This window comes from Simplicispira metamorpha (assembly GCF_004341365.1).
GTDB classification, from domain to species: domain Bacteria; phylum Pseudomonadota; class Gammaproteobacteria; order Burkholderiales; family Burkholderiaceae_C; genus Simplicispira; species Simplicispira metamorpha.
In genome coordinates this window covers 26,400-42,112 of sequence record NZ_SLXH01000004.1, presented here as the reverse complement: position 1 = coordinate 42,112, position 15,713 = coordinate 26,400, and the positions used below count along the sequence as shown (strand labels likewise).

At 65.0% G+C, this 15,713-nt stretch carries 10 protein-coding genes and 1 tRNA gene; 4 read left to right on the top strand and 7 right to left on the bottom strand.

Going from position 1 to position 15,713, the window contains the following annotated elements; translation table 11 throughout:
• Window positions 1-84: 84 nt before the first annotated feature.
• The 4 genes from EV674_RS03145 to EV674_RS03130 form a co-directional block, all read right to left on the bottom strand.
• A complete protein-coding gene (locus tag EV674_RS03145) occupies window positions 85-1,317 on the bottom strand; it encodes a multidrug effflux MFS transporter (protein WP_119011940.1) in 1,233 nt (410 codons plus the stop codon).
• A gap of 85 nt (window positions 1,318-1,402) precedes the next feature.
• Window positions 1,403-1,478, bottom strand: a tRNA-Lys gene (locus tag EV674_RS03140).
• A 93-nt stretch (window positions 1,479-1,571) separates the two neighbouring features.
• Window positions 1,572-2,492 carry an NAD(P)-dependent oxidoreductase gene (locus EV674_RS03135; RefSeq protein ID WP_119011939.1) on the bottom strand — a complete coding sequence of 307 codons (921 nt, stop codon included), beginning with the start codon at window positions 2,490-2,492 and terminating at the stop codon, window positions 1,572-1,574.
• Window positions 2,493-2,553: 61 nt separating this feature from the next.
• On the bottom strand, window positions 2,554-3,531 hold the full coding sequence (locus EV674_RS03130; RefSeq protein ID WP_119011938.1) for a GMP reductase: 978 nt from the start codon (window positions 3,529-3,531) through the stop codon (window positions 2,554-2,556).
• Window positions 3,532-3,885: 354 nt separating this feature from the next.
• Here EV674_RS03130 and EV674_RS03125 point away from each other — a divergent pair, with 354 nt between their 5' ends.
• The 4 genes from EV674_RS03125 (at window position 3,886) to EV674_RS03110 (ending at window position 13,399) form a co-directional block, all read left to right on the top strand.
• Window positions 3,886-6,336: a UvrD-helicase domain-containing protein gene (locus EV674_RS03125; protein WP_119012044.1), complete on the top strand. Its 2,451-nt coding sequence runs from the start codon at window positions 3,886-3,888 to the stop codon at window positions 6,334-6,336.
• Between the two features lie 71 nt (window positions 6,337-6,407).
• The gene (locus EV674_RS03120) at window positions 6,408-8,573 is read left to right on the top strand and encodes a PhoX family protein (protein ID WP_119011937.1); all 2,166 of its coding nucleotides are present in this window, start codon (window positions 6,408-6,410) and stop codon (window positions 8,571-8,573) included.
• 225 nt (window positions 8,574-8,798) lie between these two features.
• Window positions 8,799-12,764, top strand: coding sequence for a Pls/PosA family non-ribosomal peptide synthetase (locus tag EV674_RS03115; protein ID WP_119011936.1), 3,966 nt, complete (start codon window positions 8,799-8,801; stop codon window positions 12,762-12,764).
• Window positions 12,764-13,399, top strand: coding sequence for a 4'-phosphopantetheinyl transferase family protein (locus EV674_RS03110; protein WP_119011935.1), 636 nt, complete (start codon window positions 12,764-12,766; stop codon window positions 13,397-13,399). Before EV674_RS03115 ends, EV674_RS03110 begins: the two co-directional genes overlap by 1 nt.
• Window positions 13,400-13,443: 44 nt before the next feature.
• Here the strand turns inward: EV674_RS03110 and EV674_RS03105 are convergent, their stop codons facing one another.
• The 3 genes from EV674_RS03105 to EV674_RS03095 all read right to left on the bottom strand — a co-directional run bounded on the left by EV674_RS03105 (window position 13,444) and on the right by EV674_RS03095 (window position 15,683).
• Entirely contained in the window at window positions 13,444-14,262 is an 819-nt protein-coding gene (locus EV674_RS03105; protein WP_119011934.1) for a BPSS1780 family membrane protein, read from the bottom strand.
• An 18-nt stretch (window positions 14,263-14,280) separates the two neighbouring features.
• Window positions 14,281-15,231, bottom strand: a complete 951-nt coding sequence (locus tag EV674_RS03100) for a homoserine kinase (protein WP_119011933.1) — start codon at window positions 15,229-15,231, stop codon at window positions 14,281-14,283.
• A gap of 86 nt (window positions 15,232-15,317) precedes the next feature.
• Window positions 15,318-15,683: a hypothetical protein gene (locus EV674_RS03095; protein WP_119011932.1), complete on the bottom strand. Its 366-nt coding sequence runs from the start codon at window positions 15,681-15,683 to the stop codon at window positions 15,318-15,320.
• Between the last annotated feature and the right edge of the window lie 30 nt (window positions 15,684-15,713).

Genomic DNA, 15,713 nt, shown 5'->3' with positions numbered 1-15,713 from the left:
AAGAAAAACCGGCCCAAGTGGCCGGTTTTTTTATGCTTGCTCCGGTTTGTTGGTTGCCCAACCCGCAGAGCGGTGTTCTGGATCTCAATGCAATGTGTTGGTCCGGCCAATCTCGGGCCAACGCTGGTGCAGATAAAACCAGGCGACAAGGCCGATGCCCAGCATGCACAGCGACGCTGTCGCCAGCAGCAGGGTGGAGTGCATAACCAGCGGTACGACAACACCAGCCACCAACCCGTTGGCAGTGGAGCCGATAAAGGCTTGCATGGAGGATGCCATCCCGCGCCGCTCTGGGTACAAGTCCAGTACCAGCAGTGTGACGACTGGCACCATCAAGGCCCAGCCAAAAGAAAAAATCGCAATCGGCAACAGAGCCCAGGCGACATGGGCTGGAAACAAGGCGTTGGCGATCAGGTTCAGCGCCGATGTTGTCAGCATGATCACGAAACCGTGGCGTATTTGGTGTTTGGGTGCGACTTTCCCGGCCAGACGGCCGCTCAGCCACGCGCCGCCCATGATCCCCGAGATCGTCATCACAAAAAACCAGAAAAACTGCCCTGGATCCAGTCCCAGGTGGTCGCCTAAAAATGCCGGTGCCGCCAGCACGTACAGGAACATGCCGTTGAAAGGGATGCCGCTGGCCAGTGCCAGTAGCACAAAACGTGCGCTGGAGCCCAATTGCCAATAGCCCCGCATCAGGTGTCGGGTGTTGAAGGGCTGGCGTTGCTGTACATGCAGTGTCTCGGGCAGCAGCCGGTAGTTGGCCAGCCACAGCGCTGCGCCCACCAGCGTCAGAAACCAGAAAATGCTGTGCCAGCCAGTATGCACATACAGCCATCCGCCCACCATTGGAGCGATGGCCGGGGCAATGCCAAAATAAATCGTGACTTGGCTCATCACCCTCTGCGCCTGCGCTGGCGGAAACATGTCACGAATCACCGCGCGGGATACGACGATGCCTGCACCGGTGGACAGGCCTTGCAGTGCGCGAAACATGACCAGTTGGCCAATGCTCTGGGACAACGCACAGCCCGCTGATGCCAGGGTGAAAATGGCGATGCCCCAGAGCACCACCGGCCTGCGGCCAAAACTGTCGGCCAGCGCACCATGGAACAAGTTCATGAAAGCAAAGCCAAACAGGTATGCAGACAGCGTTTGCTGCATTTGCACTGGCGTGGCCCCCAGGGCCTGTGCCATGCCGGCAAATGCGGGCAGGTAGGTGTCGATGGAGAAGGGCCCCAGCATGCCCAGCAAGGCCAGCAAAAAGGCCAGTGCCCAACGGGGAGCCTTCCATAAGAGGTGGGCGTCAGGGTTCATGGTGTGTGCTTTGCCGTAGGGGGCAGACTTTTCAGGGGGGGCAACGAAAAAAGGACTTGGCTGAAAGCCAAGTCCTTTGAAGTGGTGGTGGGTCCTGAGTGACTCGAACACTCGACCTACGGATTAAGAGTCCGCTGCTCTACCAACTGAGCTAAGAACCCCACTTTGAAAAAGTTTCTGTGTTGCAACAGAGACTCAAATTATGCACCAATTTTTTTGCCATATTCTAATGAGTGCTAAAAATTTTTCAAAAATCACTGCATTCCATTGCGCCCCGCCAACTCGACGAACAGGCCACTCTGGTCCAGATCGGCCAGGCCATGCGCAGCGGCCTGGGCGTACAGGCTTTCGAGCAATGCAGTCACCGGGGCGTCAAAACCCAGCTCCTGGGCGGTGACCAAAGCGTTGCGCATATCTTTGAGCTGCACACCCACGCGTCCGCGCGGGGCAAAGTCGCGCTCCAGCATGCGCTGGCCGTGTACTTGCAGGATGCGGCTGTCGGCAAAACCGCCGCTGATGGCCTCGCGCACCTTGGCCATGTCGGCACCGCCTTTGGTAGCCAACAGCAGGGCCTCGGCCACAGCGCCGATGGTGATGCCGACAATCATCTGGTTCGCCAGCTTGGCCAGCTGACCCGCTCCATGCGGCCCCACGTGCGTAGCGCGGCCCAGTGCGGCAAAGACGGGCAGGGCGCGCTCGTAGTCTGTGGCGTGGCCACCTACCATGATGGCCAACGTGCCTGCCTCGGCGCCCACGGTGCCACCCGAGACCGGCGCGTCCAGGCAGGCCACGCCCTGCGCTTGCAGCTGCTCGGCATGTGCGCGGGTTTCGCGGGGCTGGATCGAGGCCATGTCGATGAACAGGTTGCCCGCCCGCAGGGCCTGCGCCGCGCCCTGGCTGAACAGCACCTGCGCCACCACCGGGCCGCTTTCGAGCAGGCTGATGGCGATGTCGGCGTGGCGCACCGCGTCGGCCGCGTGGTCATGTACCGTGGCACCCGCTGCCGCCAGCGGCTCTGCCTTGGCGCGGGTGCGGTTCCAGACATGCACGTGGTGGCCTGCTGCGCACAGCCGATGTGCCATGGGCAGGCCCATCATGCCGGTGCCCAACACCGCAATGTGCAGCGGCTGGAACGCAGTTTCAGTGGCAACGGTGTCGGTATTGGTGGTGGTCATGCGCGAGAGCTTTCGGGCGAGGTGCAAGGATGCAGGGTGGTGGCGGGCGGTGATGGGGCCATCAGGCCATCAGGTCGGCGCTGGCGTTTTCGCCGCCCAGGATGACGTAGTTCACTTTGCGGATGTCCATGAGCTTTTTGCCGCCCGCGTAGCTGATGGAGCTTTGCACGTCCTGCTCCATCTCTACCAGCGTTTCGGCCAGGGTGCCCTTGACCGGCTCCAGAATACGCTTGCCCTCGACATGGCGGTACTCGCCCTTGTTGAAGTCAGAGGCCGAGCCGTAATACTCTTTGTAGAGCTTGCCATCGACCTCCACCGTCTGGCCGGGCGATTCTTCGTGGCCAGCCAGCAGCGAGCCGATCATCACCATGGTGGCGCCAAAACGGATGCTCTTGGCGATGTCGCCGTGGTGGCGGATGCCGCCGTCGGCAATGATGGGCTTGGTGGCCACGCGCGCGCACCACTTCAGCGCCGACAGCTGCCAGCCGCCCGTGCCAAAGCCGGTCTTGAGCTTGGTGATGCACACCTTGCCTGGGCCGATGCCGATCTTGGTGGCGTCGGCGCCCCAGTTTTCCAGGTCGATCACGGCCTCGGGGGTGGCCACGTTGCCCGCAATCACAAAGCTGGCGGGCAGCTTTTTCTTGAGGTAGCCGATCATGGCCTTGACGCTGTCGGCGTGGCCGTGGGCGATGTCGATGGTGACGTATTCGGGCACCAGGCCCGCTGCGGCGAGCTGGTCCACAGTGTCGTAGTCGGGCTGTTTCACGCCCAGCGAGATGGAGGCGAACAGGCCGCGTGCCTGCATGTCCCGCACAAACTGCACGTTGTCAAAGTCAAAGCGGTGCATGACGTAGAAATAGCCGTTGTGCGCCAGCCAGGTGCAGATTTTTTCGTCCACCACCGTCTTCATGTTCGCGGGCACCACCGGCAGGCGAAAGCTGCGCGCGCCCAGCACCACGCTGGCATCGCATTCGGCGCGGCTTTCGACGCGGCATTTGCGTGGCAGCAAGAGGATGTTGTCGTAGTCGAAGATTTCCATGAGATTCCAAGCTCCTTTGAGAAGGCGCGCCACAGAACGATTTCTGTGGCGATGGGGCGCTTGGTCTGGAGGCCGGTTTGGCCTGCATCGCGCAGGCACAAAAAACCGGGCTGCAAGAAACTTGGGCCCGGTGGCTGATTCTACCCACGCCCCCGGCCCCGGCAGCCCGGGGCACTGGCATGCCAGCGCTGGGAAGAGGTGTTTTGAGAACTCATTTTTTGATAGCTGCTCGCGCCCGTATTGATTGCCTTTGCGGCTGTTTTTGCTGTATTTTTGTGCAACACAAGCTGCGTTGAGGGCCTGCGCCCGCCAGCGCACGCGCCCCGATGCGGGCGCACTTTCTACAATGCCTGCATGCTCCCTCAAGACCTGTTTTCTGGCGCCCCGGCGCCATCGGCGGCCCCTGCGGCTACGCTTGCCGCATCGCCCCTGCTGGCCCACCTCAACCCCGAGCAGCTCGCTGCCGTCACGCTGCCAGCGGGCCATGCGCTCATCCTGGCCGGTGCCGGTTCGGGCAAGACGCGCGTGCTCACCACGCGCATCGCCTGGCTGCTGCAAAACGGCCTGGCCACGCCCGGCGGCATTCTGGCCGTCACGTTCACCAACAAGGCGGCCAAAGAGATGGTGGCGCGCCTCTCGGCCATGCTGCCCTTCAGCGTGCGCGGCATGTGGATCGGCACCTTCCACGGCCTGTGCAACCGCCTGCTGCGCGCGCACCACCAAGCGGCGGGCCTGCCGCAGTCGTTCCAGATTCTGGACACGCAAGACCAGCTCTCGGCCATCAAGCGGCTGTGCAAGCAGTTCAACGTGGACGATGAGCGTTTTCCGCCCAAGCAGTTGCAATACTTTATCGCGGGCTGCAAGGAAGAAGGCCAGCGCCCGCGCGATGTGGTGGCCACCGACCCTGATGCGCGCAAGAAAGTCGAGCTCTACCAGCTCTACGAGGAGCAATGCCAGCGCGAGGGCGTGGTCGATTTTGGCGAGCTGATGCTGCGCAGCTTCGAGCTGCTGCGCGATAACGACCCCCTGCGCGCCCACTACCAGCGCCGCTTTGCCCACATCCTGGTCGATGAGTTCCAGGACACCAACAAGCTGCAATACGCCTGGCTCAAGCAGCTGGCGGGCGAGGAGGTGGACGGCCATCTGGAGGCGCGCGGCAGCGTGATTGCCGTGGGCGACGATGACCAGAGCATCTACGCCTTTCGCGGCGCGCGCGTGGGCAACATGGCTGACTTTGTGCGCGAGTTTGGCGTGCAGCGTCAGATCAAGCTGGAGCACAACTACCGCAGCTACAGCAACATTCTGGATGCGGCCAACCACCTCATCAGCCACAACAGCGCGCGCCTGGGCAAGAACCTGCGCACCGACCAGGGCCCCGGCGAGCCGGTGCGTGTGTTCGAGGCCAGCAGCGACATCGCCGAGGCGCACTGGATGGTCGATGAAATCAAGCAGCTGGTCAAAAACGACGGCTTGGCGCGCCAGGAAATCGCTGTTCTCTACCGCAGCAATGCGCAAAGCCGGGTGATTGAATCGGCGCTGTTCAATGCCAGCATTCCTTACCGCGTGTACGGCGGCCTGCGCTTTTTTGAGCGCGCTGAAATCAAGCACGCGCTGGCCTATTTGCGCCTGCTGGAGAACCCGCACGACGACACCAGCTTTGCCCGCGTGGTCAACTTTCCGCCGCGCGGCATTGGCGCGCGCAGCATCGAGGTGCTGCAAGACGCGGCGCGCGCTGTGGGCTGCTCGCTGCACGACGCTGTCAGCACCGTGCCCGGCAAGGCGGGTGCGAATTTGGGCGCGTTTGTGGCCCTGGTGGATGTGCTGCGCGAGCAAACCCAAGGGCACAACCTGCGCAGCATCATTGAGCGCATGCTGGACGCCACGGGCCTGATCGAGCACTACCGCACCGAAAAAGAAGGCCAAGACCGCATCGAGAACCTGCAAGAGCTGGTCAACGCCGCTGAGAGCTTTGTCACCCTGGAGGGCTTTGGCCGCGATGCCGTGGCCCTGCCGCTGGACGAGCACGGCGCGCCGCTCACGCAAAGCCCCGCCAGCCAGGGTCTGGATGTGGATGCGCCGCTGCGGGACGCGCCCCTGGCGAGCGCCGCCGTGCCCGGCATGGTGGACGTGGACACGGGCGAAACCCTCTCGCCGCTGGCCGCGTTTTTGACCCACGCCGCGCTGGAGGCGGGCGACAACCAGGCCCAGGCCGGGCAGGACGCGGTGCAGCTGATGACCGTGCACGCCAGCAAGGGGCTGGAGTTTGACGCCGTGTTCATCGGCGGCTTGGAAGACGGCCTGTTCCCCCACGAGAACGCCCTGGGCGACCGGGGCGGTATCGAAGAAGAGCGCCGCCTGATGTACGTGGCCATCACCCGCGCGCGCCAGCGGCTGTATTTGAGCCACTCGCAAACGCGCATGCTGCACGGCCAGACGCGCTACAACACCCAAAGCCGTTTCTTTGACGAGCTGCCCGAGGGCGCGCTCAAGTGGATCACGCCACGGCACCCGGGGTTTGGCAAATTTGCTCCTGATTCAGGAGCTGCTTGCGCTTACTCTGCGGGTTCTGGAGGCCGATTTGGCTTCAAATCTGACACCTTTGCCAGCCCGCCCGTGCCGCCCCAGAAAGCCGCGCCCGCGCACGGCCTGCGTGCGGGCATCAACGTGTTCCACACCAAGTTTGGTGAAGGCAAGGTGCTGGCCATCGAGGGCACGGGCGACGATGCGCGCGCCCAGGTCAGCTTTGCGCGCCATGGCACCAAATGGCTGGCGCTGGCCGTGGCCAAGCTCACCGTGGTGGATTGAGCATTTCACGCTGTTGTCACAGTGGGCTTGAAGAATGCCAGGGGTTTATATCCATTCCCTACGGAGCCTTCATGACAGCACCCAGCACCTACGACGACAACGAAATCGTCAACCCCTCCACCAACCTGCACATGGACGAGCTGATCGCCGTGCAGCTGAGCCGCCGTCAGGCGCTCAAGGGGGGCATGAGTGTGACGGCGGCTGCGCTGTTGGGCGGCTTGAGCCTGAGCGCTTGCGGTGGCGGCAGCGACGATGCCCCCGCGCCGCTCCAGCTGGGCTTCAAGGCCGTGGCCAAAAACAAGAACGATCTGGTGACCGTGCCCGAGGGCTACCAGGTCAGCATCCTGCACGCGCTGGGCGATCCGTTGCAGTTTGGCGAGGAGTCGTGGAAAGACGACGGCAGCGAAACCGCCGATTCCTACAACCGCCGCATCGGCGATGGCCACGATGGCATGTACTACTTTGGCCTCTCGGACGACGGCAAATTCAACGCCGACCGCTCTGACCGGGGCCTGCTGGCCGTCAACCACGAGTACGTGGTGGCGCCCTATGCCCTGCACCCCAACGGCATGACCAAAGGCGCCACCCGCGTGCCCTCGGAAGTGGAAAAAGAAATCTACGCCCACGGCATCAGCGTGGTCGAAGTCAAGCGCAGCACCGGCAACGACATGGTGATGGTGCGCGGCTCGCGCTTCAACCGCCGCGTGACCTCGGCCACTGAAATGGTGTTCACCGGCCCGGTCAAGGGCAATGCGCTGGTCAAGACCAAGTTCTCGCCCGATGGCCTGAAAACCCGTGGCACCAACAACAACTGCGCCAACGGCTACACGCCCTGGGGCACGTACATCACCTGCGAGGAAAACTGGCTCAACGTGGTGGGCCGCGCCGCTGGCGACGATGCCCAGCGCGATGCCAAAGAGGTGGTGGCCCTCAAGCGCTACGGCCTGCCTGAAAACCGCAAGAGCCCCTACCTGTGGGACACCGCAGGCACCGACGACCTGTTTGTGCGCTGGACGTCGTCAGTGACGGGCGCTGCCGCCACCGACGACTACCGCAACATCGCCAACACCTTTGGCTGGGTGGTCGAGATCGATCCCTTCAACCCCACCTCCACGCCCGCCAAGCGCAGCGCCCTGGGCCGCTTCAACCACGAAGGCGCCTGGCCTGCACCCGCCGTGGCGGGCAAGCCTATCGTCATGTACATGGGCGACGATGCGCGCAACGAGTACATCTACAAGTTTGTCTCCAAAGCCGTGTGGGACCCCAAGGATGTCAACGGCGGCATGGCCGCTGGCGCCAAATACCTGGACGAAGGCACGCTGTACGTGGCCAAGTTCAACGCCGACGGCACGGGCCAGTGGCTGGAACTCACCTACGGCAAAAACGGCCTCGATGCCAGCAACGCGGCCTACCCGTTTGCCGACCAGGGCGATGTAGTGACCCACGCCCGCCTGGCTGCCGACAAGCTGGGCGCCACCAAGATGGACCGCCCGGAATGGGGCGCGGTGAACCCGCTCAACGGCGAGGCCTACATGACCTTGACCAACAACAGCAACCGCGTGGACCCCGGTGCCAGCCCCACGGGCAGCCAGCTCAAGCCCGATGCGGCCAACCCGCGCTACTACAGCGACAACTACACCAACGCCGACGGCACCACCAAAACCAACAAGGGCAACCCCCACGGCCACATCATCCGCTGGCGTGAAAACGCAGGCAGCGTGGCCGCCACGGCCTTTGCCTGGGATATTTACCTGTTTGGCGCCGAGGCGGACGCGGCGGCCAACGTCAACCTGTCGGGCCTGACGGCAGTGAACGATTTCTCCAGCCCCGACGGCCTGTACTTCGACCCGCGCGGCCTGCTGTGGATTCAGACCGACGATGGTGCCTACACCGACGTCACCAACTGCATGATGCTGGCCGCTGTGCCCGGCCAGGTGGGCGACGGTGGTGTGGCCACTGCCGCTGGCGGCACGGCCACCCGCAAGGGTGCCAATGCGTCGGCTGATACGGTGCGCCGCTTTTTGGTAGGCCCCAAAGACTGCGAGATCACCGGCATTGCCGTCACTCCCGATGGCAAGACCTTGTTCTTCAACGTGCAGCACCCCGGTGAAGACGGCAGCCTGGCCAGCCCCAGCAGCCGTTGGCCTGCCAGCCAGGCCAACCCGTCGGCCACCCAGCGTCCGCGCTCGGCCACCGTGGTGGTTACGCGCAAGGATGGCGGGGCCATTGGCCTCTGACGGTTAGTGGGGCGGGGCCGCTGGCCCCGCAGGCTGCTCGAAAAAAGCCTGTCGGCCTGGCGTCGGCAGGCTTTTTGCGTGGGCGGCTTGCACGGCGCACGCGAACCAGCGGCTTCTTGGCGACAATCAGATATTGGTTCCCGCCATCGTCTTGGGGCGATGGCGGGATTTTTCGCGCTGGCTACCCGTGCAGCGCCCACAGGTTTAGAAAAATGAGGTTGCTCCATGGTTTTGAGGGGCCCTTTTCGCCCGGATTTGCTGCGCGATGAAGTGTTGGCAGACATCTTTGAGGCCACCGCTGCACGCCAGCCAGACCACACCGCGCTGATCTGCGCCCACGAGCGCATCAGCTACGGCGACCTGGATGCCCGCGCCAACGCCATGGCGCACCACCTGATCGGCCACGGCGTGCGGCCAGGGCACATCGTGGGCCTGTGGCTGCCCCGGGGCGTGGATTTGCTGGTCAGCCAGCTGGCCATTGCCAAAACGGGCGCCGCCTGGCTGCCCTTCGACGCCGATGCGCCCGCCGAGCGCGTGGCCGTGTGCCTGGAAGACGCGCGGGCCGTGGGCATCGTCACCGGCCAGTGCTTGCAGGCGCAGTTGGTGGCATTGCCTTGTCCGGTGTGGGGGCTGGGCGATTTGCGGCAACCCGTCACTGGCGCGCTGTTGTGCCGCAGCGGCCAGAGCCCGCAAGACCCGGCGTATGTCATCTACACCTCCGGCTCCACCGGCAAGCCCAAGGGCGTGCCCATCAGTCAGGGGGCGATTTGCCATTTTTTGCGCAGCGAAAACGCCGTACTGGGTGTGCGCGCTGATGACGTGGTGTACCAGGGCTTCTCGGTGGCATTTGATATGTCGTTTGAGGAAATCTGGATCAGCTACCTGGTGGGCGCTATCCTGTGGATTGCCCCGGCAGAGATCACCGCCGACCCCGATGCCTTGCCGCGTGCCCTGGCCGCGCAGGGCGTGACGGTGCTGCATGCGGTGCCGACCCTGCTGGCGCTGTTTGCCAGCGATGTGCCGGGGCTGCGCCTGATCAATCTGGGCGGCGAGATGTGCCCGCAGGCCGTGGTCGAGCGCTGGGCCACGCCCACGCGCCAGGTTTTCAACACCTACGGGCCGACCGAGGCCACGGTGTCGGCCAGCCTGGCACCGCTGCACGCGGGGCAGCCGGTCACGATTGGCCAGCCATTGCCCAATTACGGCCTGCTGGTGGTCGATGCCCAATTGCAGTTGCTGCCCGCCGGTGAGACGGGTGAGCTGTGCATCATCGGCCCCGGTGTGGCCGAGGGCTACCTGGGCCGCCCCGAGCTGACCGCCGAGAAATTTCTGCCCAACCCCTGGATGCAGCAGCCCCACGAGGCCCGCCTGTACCGCACCGGTGACCTGGCGCGCATTGATGCGCAAGGCCAGGTGCAATGCCTGGGCCGTGTGGACGACCAGGTGAAGGTGCGCGGCTTTCGCGTCGAGCTGGGCGAGATCGAGGCCGTGCTGAGCCAGCAACAGGCCGTTGGTACGGCGGCGGTGGTGCTCAAGCCGGTGAGCGAGATAGAGCAACTGGTGGCCTACATCGTGGCCAGTGCGGGCGCACAGGTGGAGGTGGCGCCATTGCGCGCCAGTTTGCGCGCCGCCTTGCCGCCCTACATGGTGCCCAGCCACTTTGAGGTGGTGGACACCATCCCGCGCCTGACCTCGGGCAAGATTGATCGCAAAGCCCTGCGTGCCTTGTCCATGGAGGTGGCCGACCACGCGGCCGATTCAGACGCGCCCGAGACCGATGCCGAAGCCGCGCTGTTTGCTGCGCTAGAGCGTTTTTTTCCGGGGCTGCCGATTCGGCGCAACGCTGATTTTTTTGACGACCTGGGCGGCCATTCGCTGCTGGCAGCGCGGCTGGTGTCGGCGCTGCGCCAGGATGCGCGCTTTGCACACATGACGGTCAACGATGTGTACCGCCAGCGCCGCCTGGGTGCCATTGGCGCGGCCATGGCAGCGGGCAGTGCCGCCCACGCCGGGGCCGCGTTGCCGCCTTTTACCCTGGTGCCCCGCACGCGCCGCTGGCTGTGCGGGGTGGCGCAGGCACTGACCCTGCCGTTCATGATCATCTTGCAGATCATGAACTGGTTGGCGCCCTTTTTTACCTACCACTACTACACCGGCGAGCCTGGCGACAGCATTGCCCGCGCGGTGCTGGCGTCGGTGCTGGTGTTTTTGGTCAGCCACCTGTTCAGCCTGGGGGTGGCCGTGGCCAGCAGCCGGGTGCTGCTGCGCGGCATTGCCGCCGGGCGCTACCCCCTGTGGGGCGCGGTGTACTTTCGCTGGTGGCTGGCCGACCGGTTGCACCAGGTGGCCCCGGCCTATTTGTTGTCTGGCTCCTCGCTCTACAACAGCTACCTGCGCGCCATGGGGGCGCACATCGGCGCTGATGTGGTGATCGGCTCGGTCACTATCCGCCAGCCGCATTTGCTGCGCATTGGCGATGGCGCCAGCGTGGGCGCCAACGTCAACCTGGAAAACGTGCGCGTCGAGCGCGGCGAACTGGTGGTGGGCGCCATCGACATTGGTGCTGAGGCCTACGTCGGCTCCTACGCGGTGATGGAGGGCGATACCGCCATTGCGCCCCAGGGTCGGCTCGAAGGGCTGGCCGCGTTGGCCCGCGCCGGGCGCATTGCAGAGGGCGAGGTCTGGGACGGTTCGCCCGCGCGCCGGGTGCGCCAGCAGCCGGTGGCACCGCGCCCGCCACGCCCCCCGGTGACGCGGCTGCGCCGCATCGGCGAGTCGCTGTTCTTTGCGGCGGGTGCTGCGCTGACGTCGGTGCTGTTTTTTCTGCCGATTTTTCCGGCCTTTGCGTTGATCGACGCGCTGGAAGGGGAGGTGCTGGAGCCCTCGCTGCAAGCGCACGGCTACGTGCTGGCGGTGTTTGAGTACGCCCTGCTGGCCGTGCCCGCCAGTGCCTTGCTGGTGGTGGGCACGGCGCTGATTTCTGCCGCCATCCGCTGGCTGGCACTGCCGCGCCTGCAGCCGGGCAGCTGGCCGGTACACAGCAACCTGTATTGCCGCAAATGGCTGGCCAACCAGATTCAGGTGGCCAGCCTGCATGTGCTGCACGGGGTGTATGCCACGGTGTATGCGCCCCTGTGGTATCGGCTGCTGGGCGCCAAAATTGGCCGCAACGCCGAAATCTCTACCGCCATGGGCTTGATTCCCGACATGCTCACGCTGGGCCACGAGACGTTCATTGCCGATGCCGTGATGTTGGGCGATGAGGAAATCGACGGCGGCTGGATGTCGATTGACTACACCGTGATTGGCGACCGCAGCTTTGTCGGCAACGGTGCCTATGTGCCCGATGGCACCACGTTGCCGCCCGATGTGCTGATTGGCGTGCAATCGAAAGCGCCCCCCAGCGCGCACATGCAGCCGGGGCAGACCTGGGTGGGCTCGCCCGCCGTCCATCTGCCCTCGCGCGAGCGGTTGGCGGGTTTTCCGGATGAGCTCACTTTCCATCCCTCGGTGTGGCGGCGCCTGGGCCGCGCGCTGGTGGAGGCGCTGCGCATCGTCATGCCGCTGGCGCTGGTGATTGGGGCTGGCTACGTCATCATCAGCGCTGTCATGCCCTTGGCCGAAGCGGGCCAGTGGCTGGCGCTGGTGGTGGCACTGGGTGTCAGCGGGCTGCTGTATGGCGTGGGCTGCTTTTTGCTGGTGGTGGCGCTCAAGTGGCTGATGGTGGGGCGCTACCAGCCCCGGGCCGTGCCCATGTGGACGCCCTTTGTCTGGATCAGCGAGGCGCTGACCAGCATGTACGAGTCGGTGGCCGTGCCCAACTTTCTGGAGTACCTGCGCGGCACGCCCATGCTGCCTGCCATGCTGCGCCTGCTGGGCGTGAAGATTGGCCGCGATGTGTACCTGGACACCACCGACATCACTGAGTTTGACTGCGTAGAGATTGGCGACCACAGCGAATTCAACGCCTGGTCGGGCCCGCAGACGCATTTGTTTGAAGACCGGGTGATGAAGATTGGCCGCATCCGCATCGGCGCGCGGGTCACGGTGGGTATCCGCAGCACGGTGCTCTACGACACCACCTTGGGCGATGGTGTGCTGCTGGGGCCGCTCACGCTGGTCATGAAAGGCGAGGCGCTGCCCGCCGATACCGCCTGGGCCGGGTCGCCCGCACAGTCCTGGCGGCCCTGATGCGGTTGCCAGCCGTGCTGCGCCAGCCAGGTGAGCAGCCCGGCCTGGTGGCGCAGCGCCCGGAGGTGTGGTTGCTGGCCGTGCCGGGCGTACAGCCACAGACAAAGGCACAGGTGCGCACCCTGGCCCGGCAGGCGCTGCGGCGCTTGCTGTCGCAGTGCCTGGGCGTGGCGCCGCAGCAGGTGGCGCTGGTGTTTGTGCCCGGTCAGGCACCCACGGTAGCTGATCGCTGGCAAGGGCTGGCGTTGTCGATCAGCATGGGTTATGCCCCCGGCGTTGTGGCCATCGGGCTGTGTGCCGGGGGGCGCCTGGGCATTGATCTGGCGGTGGTGCAGCCCCTGCCGGACTGGGAGCCGCTGGCGCGTCTGTACCTGGGCGATCGGGTGGCGCAGCAACTGGCGGAGGTGGCCGGTGGACAGCGCGACCAGGACTTTGCCCGCGCCTGGGCGGCCATGGAGGCGCGCAGCAAATGCCTGGGCCTCGGTTTGCAAGAGTGGTCGCCAGCCCGGGAGCTGCACCTGAACGCTGCCGTGCTGGAGCAACTGCCTGTGTCGCCAGATGCACTCCCGGTGGGGGCGCCCCCTTATGTGCTGGCGCTGGCGTGCAGTGCGCCACACCCTGGCGCAGGGGTCTGACGCTGGCCCGCGCGTGCAAAAGGCAGGGCAGGCCGCGAGAACGCTCAGGGCGATGTAGGCGCGTCAGGGGTGGGGGAGGCAGTGTCGGGTGCCGCGAAACAATCGCGAAACGTGAAGACGATGGAGCTGAAGAACATGGCCGCCATCACCATGGCCAAACCGACCATCAAGCCGCCCATGGCCCCGGCGCTGAACAGCCCCAGCACCGCCAGCACCGCCGAGACCAGGCTCATCAGCACGCCGCCCAGTGCAAACACGGCCAGCCAGCCCAGACCAAAGACAACAAAAGCACCGAAATTGCGCACGCAGGCCACGATGCTGAAAAACAGGCTCTTCACTGGCGGTACGCCATGCCAGTGCACCAGACCGGGCGCGTGCCAGAACAGCAGCGACAGCGGCAGGTACAGCGCCATGGCCACCCACATGGCGTGTTGGAAGTCCTCGTTTTCAGCGATCTCCTGCGTCATGGTCTCGCCGCCCAGATAGACCTGGGCAAACACGCCGCCATCGACCAGCGCCGATATGCCCATCACCGCCAGAAACCCCCCCGCATACAGCGCACCCAGTACCAGCATGTGGTTTAGGCGCTGGCGTCCGGTGCGAAACGCCACCAGCAGCACCGCTGGCGTGGGAAAGCGCCCCTGCATGGCCTCTGCCGAGGCCACCATCATCGCCAGCGTGGCCGAGGGCAGCAGCGCCAGCGCCAGCGCCGGGCCGATCAACGGCACCACCGAGGCCAGCGACATCGCCGCCATGGTCATGAAGAACAGTGCCGCCATGGCCATGGGTTGGCGCCGGAACACGGCGATGCCACTCTTGACCCAGGTGATGCCGGTGCTGGCGGGGACGATGTGGAGTTTCATGGTGGGGTTTCCAGCCTCTCAGGCCTGTAGCGGGTGCGCAATGCGCTGGCGCAGCACGCGCTCGAAGTGTGCGGGGTCGTGCGGGGTGAGCATGGAAGCCTCGCGCGGCAGGTAATAGTCCCACAACCGCGAAATCCAGAAGCGCAGTGCCCCCGCGCGCAGCATGGCGTTGATCAATTGGCGCTCGGCTGCAGCCAGCGGGCGCACGGCCTGGTAGGCGCGCAGCATGGCACCGGCGCGTTCGGCGTGGTGGGCGCCTGTGGCCCAGTCAATGCACCAGTCGTTCAGGCACACGGCCAGGTCGAACAGCCAGGTATCGACACCGGCAAAGTAAAAGTCGAAGAAACCTGTGAGCTGTTCGCCGTCAAACATCACGTTGTCGCGGAACAGGTCGGCGTGTACCGGGCCACGCGGCAGTGCCGTATAGGCCGAGCTGGCGGCAATGTGGTTTTGATAAGCCAACTCGGCGCCCAGCAGATCGGCTTGTTCAGGCGTGAGGTGGGGCAGCACCACGGGCACGGTCTCGTTCCACCAGGGCAGGCCGCGCAGGTTGGGCTGCTGGCGCTCGTAGCCGCGCCCGGCCAGGTGCATGCGCGCCAGCATGTCGCCCACGGCGGCGCAGTGCGCGGCCTGCGGCGCCAGCTGGCTTTGGCCGGGCAGGCGGTTGACCACGGCAGCGGGTTTGCCGCAAACGGTGTGCAAGATGGCGCCGCGCTGGTCGGCGCGCGGGTCGGGCACGGGGATGCCCGCCTGCGCCAGGTGCTTCATCAGGTGCAGATAAAACGGCAGCTGCTCGGCGGTGAGGCGCTCAAACAGCGTCAGCACGAACTCGCCCTGGTCGCTGGTGACGAAGTAGTTGGTGTTTTCGATACCACCTTCGATGCCGCGCAGCTTTTGCAGCTCGCCCAGGTGCAAACGGCGCAGCAGTTCGCGCGCCTCTTTCAGGGAGACTTTGGTAAATACGGCCATCGCTCAGAACACAACAAAAAAATCAGGGGCAAAAAAGATCGCACCCCGGAAGGTGCGAAGCCAGGAGGGGGCACAGGGCCGGTGCGTCAGAACTTCATCACGTTCCAGACGCGCGAGCCGGTGGTGGCTTCAGCGCCGTTCTGGCTGCGGTTGCGCACGCCATCGGAGGGCTGCACCTCGTAGGCGGGCAGGTCGCCCACCTTGGGTTGCACCGTAATGCTTTGCGTCTGGCCGCCAATGCGCAGCTCATCGACGCGGCTGCCGCCGTCTTCCACCCGGATGCGCTCGGTGCGCTGGTTCTGGCGCGGCGCATTTTGCTCTTGGTTTGATAGCTGCTCGCGCCCATCAGCAGAGCTTTGCAGGGCATTTTGGCTTGTATTTTGGGCCAGGGCAGGGGCCGTGGCAAAAGCCAGCAGCAAAAGGGCGTAAAGGGGGTGGGGGGCAGCGCGCATGGCGCGATTGTAGGCGGCGCCTGCACGGGG